This is a genomic window from Methylovorus mays (genome assembly GCF_020531915.1).
In the GTDB taxonomy this organism is placed as follows: domain Bacteria; phylum Pseudomonadota; class Gammaproteobacteria; order Burkholderiales; family Methylophilaceae; genus Methylovorus; species Methylovorus mays.
The window spans coordinates 1-14,548 of sequence record NZ_JAJAVG010000006.1 but is presented as its reverse complement, the minus strand read 5'-3'; the positions used below and the strand labels follow the sequence as shown (position 1 = coordinate 14,548).

Below are 14,548 nucleotides of genomic sequence, written 5' to 3'. Positions count from 1 at the left end.
TGTGATTCCCCATGTAAACAGCCCTTGATTTATCGCATATTAAGTACAGTAAGGCAATTAAGCTATTGAAGTTGTTTTATTTCTTTTGTGATACCCCCCACAGTTCTCATATGTGGCTGGTTGGCTCTCACGCTTTCCGGCAATTGCTTCAAGGCGGATGCGGCGGCTTCGCGGTTAGCAAAGCTGCCATAAAAGAGGCTCAGGAACGGCTGGCCGCTAACACGCGTACGTACCACATAAATATCCTCCAGCTTAAGCTTGAGCGCCAGTGCTTTCAGGGCATCGCGCATATCAGCATCGTGATAGGCCCCCATCAACTGCAAGGTAACGGTGGTCTCGATCTGTCGATCTAACCACGCTTGCGTGGCTTGCAAGCGGGCTTCCAGAACATCTTGCATCGCACTCGCTGGTGGCTGCTCGGCACCGAAAGGCTCGAATGCCGTCACGGATTCGTTGGTCAGCTTCACCTCATCGGCCTGCGGCTCGGAAACCACATGTGCTGACGATGGCGCTAGCACGGGGGCATTTACAGGCTGAGAAATGGGTTTGCCAGACTGCCACTGATGCCCGATATAGCCAGCAGCCAAGCCTGCGCACAAAGTCAGTACCCCCAAGGCAAATTGCCATCTCCGCCATCTATTTTGCTGTGCTTGCTGGCTAAACTCACTGTCGGCAATCGCGCTACGCACATGCTGGGGGCGCACCTGATAGACATTGTCTGAAAAAGCCGCCAGCAGCGCCTTGTCTGCCAGTACATTTACCCTGCGCACCAGACCTTCCGCAGTGCGCGAAATCAACTTGATGGCAGCTGGCGTAAATAGCGGCGGACCAAAATAGCCAGCGGCACGCAAACGGAACATGAGGTACTCACTCACTTCCTGCTGATCGAGAGGCTGCAATTTGAAGCTATGGGTAATACGCTCCCGCAACTGCCGAATATGCGAAGCGTTCAGATTGGTATCCAGCTCGGGCTGCCCGAACAGGACAATCTGCAAAAGCTTGTCATGCTTGGTTTCGAGATTGGAAAGCAATCGCAGCTCTTCCAGTGTGGCGAGGGGCATCCCTTGCGCTTCTTCCACGAACACCACCACTTGTTTTCCTGCTGCATGCCGGTCAAGCAGATACTGCTGCAGAATCTGCATGACATGAAATTTGTCCGCATTTTTAGGCAACTTCAGCTGCAGCTCAAACGCAGTGGCATATAGCACTTCATCCGGCGCCATGCTGGGGTTGGCCAGGTAAACGGTTTCTATGCTATCCGGCAGTTGCGTCTGCAGCATGCGGCATAGCATGGTTTTGCCACTTCCCACTTCACCAACCACCTTGATAATGCCTTCGCCACTGCGAATGGCATATATCAGGGCGTCCAGGATCGCGCCTCGCTTGCCACCCGTGAAAAACACGTCGGTATTCGGCGTGATTTTGTAAGGGGGTTCCTTTAAGCCGAAATGCGCATAGTACATGGGCCTATTCTTTGTACTCTTCCTGGGTTTGTATGCGGCTATATAAGGTCGTGCGATTGATACCTAGCAGCTTGGCGGCCTGACTCAAATTACCGTGGGTAATTTTCAGGGCAGCATTCACATAAGCGTTTTCCCAACGCTTCAGCACGGCATCCACATTGATGTTTGCTTCGCTACGCAGGTGCTGGTAAGCATGCAGGGTGATGGCATCGCCGTCGTTGAGCATGATCTCTTTCACCTTGATCTGCCCGATCAAGTCCAGCTCTGAGGACAGACGACTCTGCGTCACCGTCTCGCCAGCGTAATTGGCTAGCAGGCGGATGATGATGTTACGCAATTCACGCACATTGCCCGGAAAGTGATAATCCATCCATAACTGCCGCGCCTGTTCATCCAGCGTAAATAGCGCCTGCCCTGTCTCGCGAGCATAGAATTGACTGAAATGCTCCAGTAATAGCAATCGGTCATTTTCCAGATCGCGCAGCGGCGGCACGCGCAACGCAAATACGCTCAGCCTGTGATAAAGATCGATGCGAAACTTGCCATTACGCACCTCGGTACGCAAATCCCGATTGGTGGCGGCGACGATGCGCGCCCGACTCTGCCTGGTCTGCGTTTCACCCACGCGCTGGTATTCACCGTTCTCGAGCACGCGTAATAACTTGGCCTGCAACTCCAATGGCAACTCGCCAATTTCGTCCAGGAATAACGTCCCATCACCGGCATCTTCAAAATACCCTGTCTGGGTGTTGGCGGCGCCGGTAAATGCGCCCTTGCCATGCCCAAATAATATGGACTCCGCCAGTAATGGCGATATGGCCGCGCAGTTGATGGAAAGATAAGGCGCGTTCGCACGCTTGCTCAGGCGATGCAGACTGGTCGCCACCAGTTCCTTGCCGCTACCGGACTCGCCTTCGATCAGTACGGGGAATGGCGCATCAGCAAATTGCGAGATTTGCGTGCGCAAGGTTTGAATGGGGGCGCTTTCGCCCAGCAAGCCTGGCAAGGAGGTTTCGTTGCTTAAGTCCCCTTCAGTCTGTTCGGCATGCTGCAACTGCAAGGCATTGAGCAAAATCGTCTGCAGTCGCTCGACATCGCATGGCTTGGGGATAAAATCCACGGCCCCCAGCGTCAGGGCATGCTTCACATTAAACGCTTCATTCTGGCCCGACAGCACCAGTATCTTCATGGTGGGCGAATGTGCCAGCAATTCGGAAATCAACTGAAATCCCTCATCCGGCTTTTGCGGCGAGGGAGGCAGGCCCAGATCAACCAAGGCAAGAGAAGGTGGCTCACTCAGCTGGCGCAATACGCTTTGCGCTTGTGCACGGGAGGCGGCGACAAATACATCGAACGATTTACCCAATACGAAATGCAATGTATCGGTGATCAGAGGATCATCGTCAACAATAATGAGAACTGGACGAGCTGTAGTCATGACACCCCCTTACCACAGCTTAAATTAAAGAATTTTTATTTTTCATGACGTTACTATAACCACTAAGCCCAGTGGCATCAATGGCAGATATCCATACAGACGCGGACCTTACACACCTGCAGAGCACGATGAAAAATGCGTTATTCAACCCTTTTATGAGTGACTTACTCCAATATGCTGGCTCGATTTTGCACGCAACTCGTTATACGATATCCACCTTATTTATATATCGCTGAATAAATCCCGGAGCATCATGCCAGAGCAGCACGCCGACCCTACTCGCAGCGATATTGACCAACTTGCAGGTCCAGTATTGATAGAATTTGGTTCCACCTATTGTAGCTATTGCCAGCATAGCCGCCCTTGGGTAGATGCCTTGGTAAAGGCCCATCCCCAATTAAGCTACTTTCGTATTGAAGATGGAAAAGGTCGTCGCCTTGGCCGCACTTTCGGCGTCAAACTTTGGCCAACATTGATATTCCTGCGAGATGGTAAAGAAATAACGAGAGAAGTGAGGCCTGACAGTGAAGGGATAATCCTGCGAGCGCTTAAAAGCATTACGCCTTAACTCAAGAAAGCGAAAGCTGATTGAACTGTATGTGCTGAATTTTTTAAAGCGGGGGGAATTAAATGGGGTGGCTGATGGGGCTCGAACCCACGACAACTGGAATCACAATCCAGGGCTCTACCAACTGAGCTACAGCCACCATTGAAACTGGGGGATCAGTATCATGGCCTGCCCGACAGGAATCGAACCTGTAACCCCCAGCTTAGAAGGCTGGTGCTCTATCCGGTTGAGCTACGGGCAGATTGTCGGACAATCGTTTTGAAATACTGGTCGGGGTGGAGAGATTCGAACTCCCGACATCCTGCTCCCAAAGCAGGCGCGCTACCAGACTACGCTACACCCCGAGGACCGCAAATATAGCGCAAACCAGCGGTGTGGTCAAACTGAATCTGCTAAAATCATGCTTTTTCATTGATCCGAATTCTATGTCCGCACAACTCATCAATGGCAAAGCCGTTGCCGAATCCATGTTACTTGAGCTGAAGGCTCGTGTTGATCAGCGTCTTGCTGTCGGCAAGCGTGCGCCTGCTTTGGTCGTTATCATGCTGGGCGCTGACCCAGCCTCGGCAATTTATGTTCGGAACAAACGTCTTGCCTGCGAAAAAGTCGGGATTCGCTCTCTTGCCTATGACTTACCCGCCGACACATCAGAAGCAGATTTGCTCGCTCTCATTCAACAGCTGAACGACGATAGCCAAATTGACGGCATTTTGGTGCAATCCCCTCTGCCCCATCATATCAGCGAAAAAAAAATCATCGAGACCATCTCCGCAGGCAAGGATGTGGATGGTTTTCATCCTTATAACATTGGCCGTCTGGCGGTGCGTGAGCCAACCCTGCGCTCCTGTACACCATTTGGTGTAATCAAACTGCTGAAATCGGCGAATATTGAGCTAATGGGGCTGGATGCCGTTGTTATCGGCGTCTCAAACCATGTAGGCCGCCCAATGGCTCTCGAGTTGCTTCTGGCGGGATGCACAGTCACTTGCTGTCATCGCCACACCAAAAATCTGCGCGGGAATATCGAACGCGCCGATCTCGTCGTAGCGGCTGCAGGCAAGGCAGGATTGATACAGGGTGACTGGATAAAACCAGGCGCTATTGTCATTGATATTGGTATTAATCGACTTTCTGATGGCAAGATATGTGGCGATGTCGACTTTAATATAGCAAAAGATAGAGCCAGCTGGATTACACCTGTTCCGGGCGGTGTGGGTCCAATGACGGTAGCAACCTTGATGGAAAATACCTTGATGGCCCTTGAACTCAAGGAATCCGCCCAAATATAGTTACCAGTATGCTGATTGAGAGTACACTAGCCGACATTGTGGAATTTGAACGCTTATTTGATATACGAAGGCAACATGTTCAATGCAGTTAGGTGTTTTGCATCCCATTTATATTAGGTGTACACTTTCTCCGCTTTAAATTTTGTCAATCGCATTTTGAGTTTTCAAGGCACCTATGGCTGAAGCAATCACAAGACAATTTATTCCTTATCAACCGAAGCCGGATGAGGAATACATGAATGACAAGCAACTCGATCATTTCCGTAAAATCCTCAATGACTGGAAAGCCGAGCTAAGTCACGACATCGATCGTACTGTGCACACCATGCAAGACGAAGTGACCATGTTTGCCGACCCGAATGATCGCGCCAGTCAGGAATCAGACATGGCACTGGAATTGCGTAACCGCGATCGCGAACGCAAGCTGATCAAGAAAATCGACGAAACCCTTGGCAAAATCAACGAACACGAATATGGCTATTGCAACAGCTGCGGCGTAGAAATCGGCTTGAAGCGTTTGGAAGCACGCCCTACCGCAACGCTTTGCATTGATTGCAAAACACTGGATGAGATTCGTGAACGTCAAGTTGCTAAATAAATAACATCATCTACATTCTGCTCGCCATCTTTTGATGGCTTGCCAGAAAAAACAAAAAGGCCGGAAATTCCGGCCTTTTTTGTTTCGTACTATCTCTTAAGATGCTTCGGTTTCAACCTTGGCTTCTTCCGCAGGTGGATCGATAAGCGCCTTCATGCTCAAACGCACGCGACCCTTTTCATCAGCCTCCATCACCTTGACCTTAACAACCTGGCCTTCCTTGAGGAAGTCACCAACCGCATTTACGCGTTGATGAGCGATTTGCGAGATATGCAACAAACCATCTTTACCTGGCAGCAATGAAACAATCGCACCAAAATCCAGCAGTTTGATGACAGTGCCTTCGTAGGTCTGACCAATTTCAACTTCTGCGGTAATCGCTTCAATACGACGCTTGGCTTCTTCGCCAGCCTCCGCACTGGTGCAGCCGATCTTGATCGTGCCATCTTCTTCAATATCAATGGTGGTCCCGGTTTCTTCGGTCAGCGCACGAATCACTGCACCACCCTTGCCGATGACATCACGAATCTTTTCAGGATTGATCTTCATGCTGATGATACGAGGCGCAAAAGCAGACAGCTCTTGACGGGTCTCGCCCATGGCTTCCTTCATAAGACCCAGAATATGCAGACGACCTTCCTTGGCTTGCGCCAATGCGGCTTGCATGATTTCGGCAGTAATGCCGGTAATCTTGATATCCATTTGCAGGGCGGTAATCCCATCTTCCGAACCCGCCACCTTGAAGTCCATGTCACCCAGATGATCTTCATCACCCAGGATATCGGTCAGAACGGCAACGCGGTTGCCTTCCTTGATCAGGCCCATGGCAATACCAGCAACGTGGGTCTTGACCGGAACGCCTGCATCCATCAATGCCAGACAGCCGCCACAGACGGATGCCATGGAGCTTGAACCATTGGATTCGGTAATTTCCGATACGACGCGAATGGTATAACCGAATTCTTCCTGGCTTGGCAATGCAGCCAGCAATGCACGCTTGGCCAGACGACCATGCCCGATTTCACGACGCTTAGGCGTACCCACACGACCGGTTTCACCAGTGGCGTAAGGAGGCATGTTGTAATGCAGCATGAAACGATCAGTGTATTCACCTTGCAGAGCATCAATGATTTGCTCATCGCGGCCAGTACCCAAAGTAGCCACGACTAATGCCTGAGTTTCACCACGGGTGAACAAGGCAGAACCGTGAGTGCGGGGCAACACACCAGTACGGATGGTAATAGGACGAACCGTGCGGGTATTGCGGCCATCAATGCGGGGCTCACCGTTGAGAATCTGACCACGAACCACCTTGGCTTCCAGATTATGCAGTATGGACTTGATCTCGTTCGCTTCTTCAGTCGAAGTAGCTTCCGTGATCAACTCACTCAAGACACGATTCTTGATTTCATCCAACTTGGAGGAGCGAGCACCCTTGGACTTGATCTGATAAGCAGCATTGATATCCGCGCTGGCGATGCTGGTGATTTTTTCGATAAGTGCGGTGTTTTCAGCAGGTGGAGTCCAATCCCATGGCTCTTTACCTACTTCTGCAGCAATTTCATTGATCAGATTGATCACGGCTTGCATTTGTTCGTGGCCATACACCACAGAACCAAGCATGACATCTTCAGGCAATTCCTTGGCTTCCGATTCCACCATCAGAACAGCCGTCGATGTCGCAGCGACTACCAGATCCAGCTCTGTCTCTTTCAACTGAGAGGCTGTCGGGTTCAGTACATATTCACCATTGATGTAACCTACACGCGCTGCACCGATCGGGCCATAGAATGGAATACCGGAAATAGCCAATGCAGCAGAGGCACCGATGATCGCAGGGATATCGGAATCGATTTCGCTGTCCGACGACATGACAGTCGCAACGATTTGCACTTCGTTGTAGAAAGCTTCAGGAAAGAGCGGACGCAGAGGACGGTCGATCAGACGCGATGTCAGCGTTTCTTTTTCAGAAGGGCGACCTTCACGCTTGAAAAAACCGCCAGGAATCTTGCCGGCAGCGTAGGTACGTTCTTGATAATCCACAGTCAGCGGAAAAAAATCCTGGCCAGGCTTTACATCTGTTTTACCGACCACAGTAACGAGCACGACGGTATCGCCGTAACTCACCATCACTGCGCCATCTGCCTGACGAGCGATTTCGCCCGTTTCCAGAGTCAGCTCATGCTGACCATACGTAATCGTTTTTTTAATGGCTTTCACGTCTATGTCCTTATTAAAACGAAAAAAGCCGATAAGCGCCGCGTTACCGCTTTGCCTTCGGCTTGTTTCTTCAATTCACGAATTTGCGCTGATACTTTACAAGGTGCAACGTAATTATTTACGGAGACCCAGGCGCTCAATCAGAGTGCGATAGCGATCAGCATTCTTGCGCTTGAGGTAATCCAGCAATTTGCGGCGCTGACTTACCAACTTCAGCAGACCACGACGGGAGTGGTGATCCTTGGCATTGCTTTTGAAATGCTCTGTCAAATAAGTAATGCGAGCACTAAGAAGTGCAACTTGAACTTCAGGGCTACCTGTATCATTTGGAGCTTGTTGGAAATCAGCAACAATTTTTGCTGTTTCTTGAACTGTAATTGCCATAACTTAATATCCTGTGTTGTGAGATGTGTTTGCGCGTCAATGCAAATGCAGGTTACATTCAGCCCCGCTAGAGCATTCATTTACAATCAACTTTCGATTATAACTTGATTCAAGTATAAGTTCAACAAAGCATTCTCGCCTGCTTTGCAGCCATACATCATGAATTTTACGTCCTCCGCAACCAACATTAATTCGCTAAATCACCTGGCGGAGCAAACGCTTGGGAGCAATAGAGCCGCGAGAGGTTTGTTGGCCGATCCCTAGGAAAACGCCCTCTTCAGAATAGATCCTAAACAAACCTTCCATTCTCAAACCTGATTTCCACACTTCCTGACCGCGCAATAAATAAAAAGTACTATCGGCATCAATACTGATTTGCGGTAAATCCTCAATTGCGGCATCGGCACCAAGCAGGACTTCGTCACGCTGCTCCAGCGACATTTGATCAAGCTGTTCAATCGTCACGGCATCTTTCAGATTGAAATGGGCTGTCGTAAGTCGCCGCAAACCACCCAGATGGGCGCCGCACCCGAGCAACTTTCCAATATCTTCGGCCAAGGTCCGTATATAGGTGCCCTTGCTACAGGACACGACGATCTCAAACTGTTCGCCGTCAAACCGCTCAAGAGTAATCGCATGTATCTTGACCGGCCTGGCTTCTCGCGCAATTTCCACTCCATCGCGCGCATACTCATAAAGCGCTTTGCCTCCATGCTTCAATGCCGAATACATCGGGGGAACCTGCAAAATATCGCCGACCATTTTCTTCAGCGCAGCTTGGAGTTCATCTTGGGTCGTCGTTACTACTGATCGCTCGATAACATCCCCTTCGGCATCACCCGTTGTGGTGGTGCTGCCCAGTGTCACTAGCGCACGGTAACTTTTATCGGAATCGAGTAGAAAATGGGAAAACTTGGTGGCTTCGCCCAAACATATTGGGAGCAACCCGCTTGCTAGCGGATCAAGACTGCCAGTATGACCAGCCTTGGCTGCCTGAAACAGGCGCTTGACGATTTGCAATGCCTGGTTGCTCGATATGCCCAGTGGTTTGTCCAGCAACAATATGCCGCTGATATCGCGTTTGATTCTTTTGAACTGCACGGGTCAAAACATGACTGACGTCATTGCGTCAGGCATCACCTTTGTCAGTATTATCTTTATCCAGCTGGTCCTGCGCCAAAGCATCATCAATCAGCCGCGAGATTTTCATGCCGTTATCAATTGAGGCATCGTAAACAAAATGCAATTGAGGTACCGTACGCAATAACAGTCGTTTAGCCAGCTGACTGCGCAAAAATCCTGACGTTTTCTCCAACCCCTTTTGCAATTCCGGCGTGCCTTTTTCGGCACTGTAAAAAACCTTTGCATGGGCCAGATCGCCGCTCACTTCAACTTCAGTGACGGTGACCATGCCCACACGTGGATCTTTTACCTCAAATTGCAGCAGATCTGCCAACTCTCGCTGCATTTGCTCCGCTACGCGATCGCTACGGGAAAACTCTTTTGCCATATTAGTCTTCCAACCTTAAAGCGTTCTGGCAACTTCAACGATTTCAAACACTTCCAGCGTATCGCCCACTTCAATTTCATTGAAATTCTTCAGTGACAAACCGCATTCGAAATTAGATTTCACTTCCTTGACATCGTCCTTGAAGCGTTTCAGCGAATCCAACTCTCCGGTATGAATCACCACATTATCACGCAGGACACGCACCTTGGATGTACGGCGGATAACACCGTCGCTCACGTAACAACCTGCTACTGCTCCGACCTTGGAGATTCGGAACACTTCGCGAATTTCGACAGTACCAATCGTGGATTCCTTTTGCTCAGGTGACAGCATGCCACCCAACGCGGCTTTCACTTCATCCACTGCTTCGTAAATGATGTTGTAATACCGTACATCCACACCCGAGGAATCAATCAGCTTGCGAGCACCGGCATCCGCACGCACGTTAAACCCGATCACCACGGCCTTGGATGCAGCGGCCAAGTTAACGTCAGACTCACTGATCGCGCCCACACCGGTATGGATGATATTGACCTTAACCTCATTGGTAGACAGCTTCTGCAAGGAGGTTGCCAACGCTTCGTAAGAGCCCTGCACATCGGATTTGATGATCAACGGCAGCACCTTCACTTCGCCTTCGGCCATTTGCTCAAACATATTCTCGAGCTTGGCAGCTTGCTGCTTGGCCAGCTTCACATCGCGGAATTTACCTTGGCGGAACAAGGCAATTTCACGCGCCTTGCGCTCATCATTCAGTACGATCACTTCCTCACCTGCTGAAGGTACATCGGACAAGCCGAGGATCTCCACTGGGATAGAAGGACCCGCTTCCTTGATGTCATTGCCCGCTTCATCCAGCATGGCGCGTACACGGCCAAATGCGGTACCAGCAAGCAACATATCACCACGGCGCAGAGTGCCGGATTGAACCAGAATGGTGGACACAGGACCACGGCCCTTGTCCAGGCGGCCTTCGATCACGAGCCCCTTGGCCGGGGTGTTCTTTGGCGCTTTCAGCTCCAACACTTCCGCCTGCAATAGCACTGCTTCCAGCAGATCATCAATACCCGTGCCTGCCTTGGCTGAAACTTCAACAAACATGGTATCGCCGCCCCAGTCTTCAGGCACCACTTCGTGCGTTACCAGTTCTTGCTTGACACGCTCTGGATTGGCATCGGGCTTATCCACCTTGTTCACCGCTACAACAACTGGCACTCCAGCAGCTTTGGCATGGTGAACAGCTTCAATGGTTTGTGGCATCACCCCGTCATCGGCAGCGACCACAAGAATAACCACATCGGTTGCCTTAGCACCGCGCGCTCGCATTGCGGTAAAGGCTTCGTGACCGGGCGTATCCAGAAAGGTCACCATGCCACGAGGCGTTTCCACGTGATATGCGCCAATATGCTGCGTAATGCCGCCCGCTTCGCCCGAAGCTACACGGCTGCGGCGAATGTAATCCAGCAAGGAGGTTTTACCGTGGTCAACGTGACCCATGACGGTAACAACGGGAGGACGGGCTTCCTGAATGGCTTCAGCATGATCGTGCTCTTCCAGGAAGGTTTCCGGATCATTTGCCGCAGCCGCTTTGGCAACGTGCCCCATTTCCTCTACCAGGATAATCGCTGTTTCTTGATCCAACACCTGATTGATCGTCACCATCATGCCCATTTTCATGAGGACCTTGATCACTTCACTGGCTTTAACTGCCATTTTGTGTGCAAGATCGGCGACTGAAATCGTTTCAGGAACAAGCACTTCATGCACAATTGGCTCAGTAGGAGCATTGAACGCATGTTGCTGGTCTTCATCACGATGTGATTTTGACTTGGATTTGTGAGTACGCCAGCCTTGTGTAGGCGCAGCATCCCCACGGGTTTTAATACCACGCTTCTTGTTTTCGGCGTCAGCCCAGTCTTTATTATTCTTGCTGCCTTTTTTAGCACCTTTGTCGTCAGCTTTGGTGGCTTCCTTGGCCGCTGGCTTATGCAGGGTACCTTCAACCTTAGCTGGCTTAGCAGCCTCTGCGGCGGCCGCAGCAGCCTTCTTGGCTTCCTCTTCTTGTCTTTTCTGCAGAATTTCCTGTTTCTTACGCAGTTCAGCAGTTTGAATGGCTACCAGTGCGGCGTGTCGACGCGCCTCTTCTTCGCGTTTTGCGATTTGATCCGGGCTCAACACGCTGATGCGCCCGCCAGATGCCGCTGGAGCAGGCTCTGCAGTAGCTTCCGTAGAGGCAGGAACAGGTTCCGGAATCGCTTCAGGTTCTTCGACTACAAGCTCGGCCTCAGCTTCAACAGCCGCAATTGGCTCCGGTTCAGCAACAGGCTCTTCGTACACGGGCTCTTCAACGATCTGTTCCGCCAAAGGGGTTTCGGCAATTGTTTCATACTCCTGAACCTCCGGCTCAGCCTGGGATTCAGGAATAAATTCATTACCCTGATCATCCTGTTCAGGCAAGGATGGATCTCGACGAACCAAGACACGTTTTTTACGCACTTCCACCTGGATGGTTCTGGCCTTACCACTGCTGTCCGTCTTCTTGATTTCGGTATTCTGGCGGCGGGTAAGGGTGATTTTATTCTTTGGTGCCTGTGCGCCATGCTCTTTGCGCAAAAACTCCAGCAATGAGGTCTTGTCATGCTCAGTCAAGGTATCATCCGCCGCAGCCTTATTTACCCCAGCCCCTCTTAATTGCTCCAACAACAGCTCGGCCGGCAGCCCTAACTCACTGGCAAATTGTGCTACGCTTGTTTGTCCCATCCTGTTACTCCATCCTCATCTTACGCATACCACTGTTCATTTAATTACAAACGTTGTTGCGTCTAACTGAAATTCAATTTCATGGCTTGCTTACGCAAACCATGGCGCACGTGCTGTCATGATCAACTGCTTGGCACGTTCCGCATCCATGCTGGCCATTTCCATCAGCTCATCAACGGCCAAGTCTGCCAAGTCTTCCATCGTGGAAACCCCCTTGGATGCCAACAAATGTGCAGTAGCATCATCCATACCGTCCATTGTCAGCAAGCTTTCTGATGCCTCTTCCAGCTTCTCCTCCTTGGCGATGGCTTCGGTCAACAATGCTGCACGCGCACGCTTGCGCAATTCGTTGATCGTTTCTTCATCGAAGGCATCAATTTCGCTCATTTCAGCGATAGGTACATAGGCAATTTCTTCCAATGTGTTAAAGCCTTCCTGAACCAGAATATCTGCAACTTCTTCATCGACATCCAGCTTGTCTATAAACAGCTGGCGGGTCTTGCTATATTCTTCTTCATGTTTTTGAGCAGCTTCAGCCTCAGTCAGAATATTCAATGTCCAACCCGTCAGCTCAGATGCAAGGCGCACATTTTGACCGTTACGGCCAATCGCCTGCGCCAGCTGTTCTTCATCCACAACAACATCCATGCTATGCGCATCTTCGTCCACGACAATGCTGGACACTTCAGCAGGGGCCATCGCATTAATCACGAACTGTGCGGGCTCCATAGACCATAAAACAATATCTACCCGCTCGCCAGCCAGTTCGCCCGTTACAGCCTGCACACGTGAACCACGCATGCCTACACAAGTTCCTACTGGATCAAGGCGCTGGTCATTCGATTTAACGGCAATTTTCGAGCGCAAGCCTGGATCGCGAGAAGCAGACCTGATCTCAAGCAAGCCCTCTTCAATTTCTGGGACCTCAAGTTCAAACAGCTTGATCAAAAACTCGGGGGCAATACGGGAAAGAACCAGCTGAGGACCTCGACCGGTACGTTCAATGCGCGACAAATAGGCGCGTACACGATCCCCAACACGCAAATTTTCTTTAGGGATCATTTGATCTCTTGGTAAGACAGATTCAATACGTCCGACTTCGATAATCGCATTGCCTTTTTCCATACGCTTGATCACACCTGTCACTAGGTGCTCTTTGCGCGCCAGAAAATCATTCAGAATCTGCTCACGCTCGGCTTCACGCACTTTTTGCAGAATTACCTGCTTGGCCGCCTGAGCTCCAATGCGCCCGAATTCCACAGACTCCAAAGGCTCTTCGTAAAAATCACCAAGATTTAGTCCTTCGGCACGCTCGTCGTCGGTGTACATTTGTGCAGCAGGATTTTCCAAATCATCATCAGAAACAATCTGCCAGCGACGGAAAGAATGATAATTACCGCTATCACGCTCAATCTCGACACGAACATCCGCATCTTCGGTAAAGCGCTTCTTGGTTGCAGAGGCCAGCGCAAGCTCCAACGCTGTAAAGATCACTTCCTTGGCCACATTTTTCTCGTGGGCCAACGCATCTACCAACAATAATATTTCGCGACTCATTTCAAATCTCCGCCTAAAATCTGTATCACAACAGGTACTTAAATTATTTAAACTCAGGTGCCAGTCTTGCCTTGTCTATATTGGACAAGGCAAGGCGATGCAGCACCCCTTCCTGTTCAATCAACAGGTTATCCTGCTCAATACCTTGCAAAATTCCAATAAAATTCTTCCGGTTATCCACAGGGATGCGCAACTTCACCTGCGCCCGCTCACCAGTAAAGCGTATGAAATCAGCATCTTTCTTTAAGACACGGTCCAAGCCTGGAGATGAAACCTCCAGCCTGTCATAATCAATATCATTTTCTACCGCAAGCAAATTACTAAGCTGATTGCTCACGAGTACACAATCATCAATATTGATACCCTCAGGTTTATCAATAAACAATCGGATCAGCTTGCCACGATTCGAAACCTCGACATCTACCAACTCATACCCAAGCTGGCTGACAGATTTTTCCAATAATGAATACAAATCCTGCATTCGAGACGCCTTTTATCCTCTACGGAAACAAAAAATGGGCTTACGCCCATCAAAAATACATTATATCAATCAATTCAATGAATTGATAATACAAGATAGCACAAATAGAAAAGCCCTCGACTGAGGGCTTTTCTAAAAACTTGCCAAAAGCAAGTATATGTAAGAAGCTTGGCGGTGACCTACTTTCGCATACGAGAAGTATACTATCATTGGCGCAGAATCGTTTCACGGCCCTGTTCGAGATGGGAAGGGGTGGTTCCAATTCGCTATGGCCGCCAAG

The 14,548-nt window shown here is 50.1% G+C and carries 12 protein-coding genes, 3 tRNA genes and 1 rRNA gene; 3 read left to right on the top strand and 13 right to left on the bottom strand.

The genetic code is table 11. The annotated features are described in order from the left end of the window. Positions 1–62: 62 nt before the first annotated feature. Together LG203_RS07540 and LG203_RS07535 are read right to left on the bottom strand one after the other, a co-directional pair. Positions 63–1,463 carry an ExeA family protein gene (locus tag LG203_RS07540; protein ID WP_230345214.1) on the bottom strand — a complete coding sequence of 467 codons (1,401 nt, stop codon included), beginning with the start codon at positions 1,461–1,463 and terminating at the stop codon, positions 63–65. Between the two features lie 4 nt (positions 1,464–1,467). Further along, positions 1,468–2,901, bottom strand: a complete 1,434-nt coding sequence (locus LG203_RS07535; RefSeq protein WP_230345213.1) for a sigma-54-dependent transcriptional regulator — start codon at positions 2,899–2,901, stop codon at positions 1,468–1,470. 253 nt (positions 2,902–3,154) lie between these two features. Between LG203_RS07535 and LG203_RS07530 the strand changes: the two genes are divergently transcribed. Beyond that, positions 3,155–3,469, top strand: coding sequence for a thioredoxin family protein (locus LG203_RS07530; RefSeq protein ID WP_230345212.1), 315 nt, complete (start codon positions 3,155–3,157; stop codon positions 3,467–3,469). Between the two features lie 63 nt (positions 3,470–3,532). On the opposite strand, the gene LG203_RS07525 is transcribed toward LG203_RS07530, so the two are convergent. From LG203_RS07525 to LG203_RS07515, 3 genes are all read right to left on the bottom strand, one after another. Then, positions 3,533–3,608: transfer RNA gene (locus LG203_RS07525), tRNA-His, on the bottom strand. A 25-nt stretch (positions 3,609–3,633) separates the two neighbouring features. Continuing rightward, positions 3,634–3,710, bottom strand: a tRNA-Arg gene (locus LG203_RS07520). A gap of 26 nt (positions 3,711–3,736) precedes the next feature. Beyond that, positions 3,737–3,813 (bottom strand) — tRNA-Pro (locus LG203_RS07515). 81 nt (positions 3,814–3,894) lie between these two features. Between LG203_RS07515 and folD the strand changes: the two genes are divergently transcribed. Next, entirely contained in the window at positions 3,895–4,758 is an 864-nt protein-coding gene (folD, locus tag LG203_RS07510; RefSeq protein ID WP_230345211.1) for a bifunctional methylenetetrahydrofolate dehydrogenase/methenyltetrahydrofolate cyclohydrolase FolD, read from the top strand. A gap of 175 nt (positions 4,759–4,933) precedes the next feature. Further along, positions 4,934–5,356: an RNA polymerase-binding protein DksA gene (dksA, locus tag LG203_RS07505; protein WP_013440900.1), complete on the top strand. Its 423-nt coding sequence runs from the start codon at positions 4,934–4,936 to the stop codon at positions 5,354–5,356. A gap of 96 nt (positions 5,357–5,452) precedes the next feature. Here the strand turns inward: dksA and pnp are convergent, their stop codons facing one another. From pnp to rrf, 8 genes are all read right to left on the bottom strand, one after another. Beyond that, positions 5,453–7,576 carry a polyribonucleotide nucleotidyltransferase gene (gene pnp, locus LG203_RS07500; RefSeq protein ID WP_230345210.1) on the bottom strand — a complete coding sequence of 708 codons (2,124 nt, stop codon included), beginning with the start codon at positions 7,574–7,576 and terminating at the stop codon, positions 5,453–5,455. 114 nt (positions 7,577–7,690) lie between these two features. Beyond that, positions 7,691–7,960 (bottom strand): 30S ribosomal protein S15, encoded by a 270-nt coding sequence (rpsO, locus tag LG203_RS07495; RefSeq protein ID WP_015829110.1) that lies wholly within the window; start codon positions 7,958–7,960, stop codon positions 7,691–7,693. Positions 7,961–8,155: 195 nt separating this feature from the next. Beyond that, positions 8,156–9,061, bottom strand: a complete 906-nt coding sequence (gene truB / locus LG203_RS07490) for a tRNA pseudouridine(55) synthase TruB (RefSeq protein ID WP_230345209.1) — start codon at positions 9,059–9,061, stop codon at positions 8,156–8,158. A 28-nt stretch (positions 9,062–9,089) separates the two neighbouring features. Next, positions 9,090–9,470 (bottom strand): 30S ribosome-binding factor RbfA, encoded by a 381-nt coding sequence (gene rbfA, locus LG203_RS07485; RefSeq protein ID WP_230345208.1) that lies wholly within the window; start codon positions 9,468–9,470, stop codon positions 9,090–9,092. 15 nt (positions 9,471–9,485) lie between these two features. After that, positions 9,486–12,230, bottom strand: coding sequence for a translation initiation factor IF-2 (gene infB, locus LG203_RS07480; RefSeq protein ID WP_230345207.1), 2,745 nt, complete (start codon positions 12,228–12,230; stop codon positions 9,486–9,488). Between the two features lie 90 nt (positions 12,231–12,320). Then, a complete protein-coding gene (nusA, locus tag LG203_RS07475; RefSeq protein WP_230345206.1) occupies positions 12,321–13,787 on the bottom strand; it encodes a transcription termination factor NusA in 1,467 nt (488 codons plus the stop codon). Between the two features lie 43 nt (positions 13,788–13,830). Then, positions 13,831–14,268 carry a ribosome maturation factor RimP gene (gene rimP / locus LG203_RS07470; RefSeq protein WP_230345205.1) on the bottom strand — a complete coding sequence of 146 codons (438 nt, stop codon included), beginning with the start codon at positions 14,266–14,268 and terminating at the stop codon, positions 13,831–13,833. Positions 14,269–14,434: 166 nt separating this feature from the next. Next, a 5S ribosomal RNA gene (gene rrf / locus LG203_RS07465) occupies positions 14,435–14,548 on the bottom strand.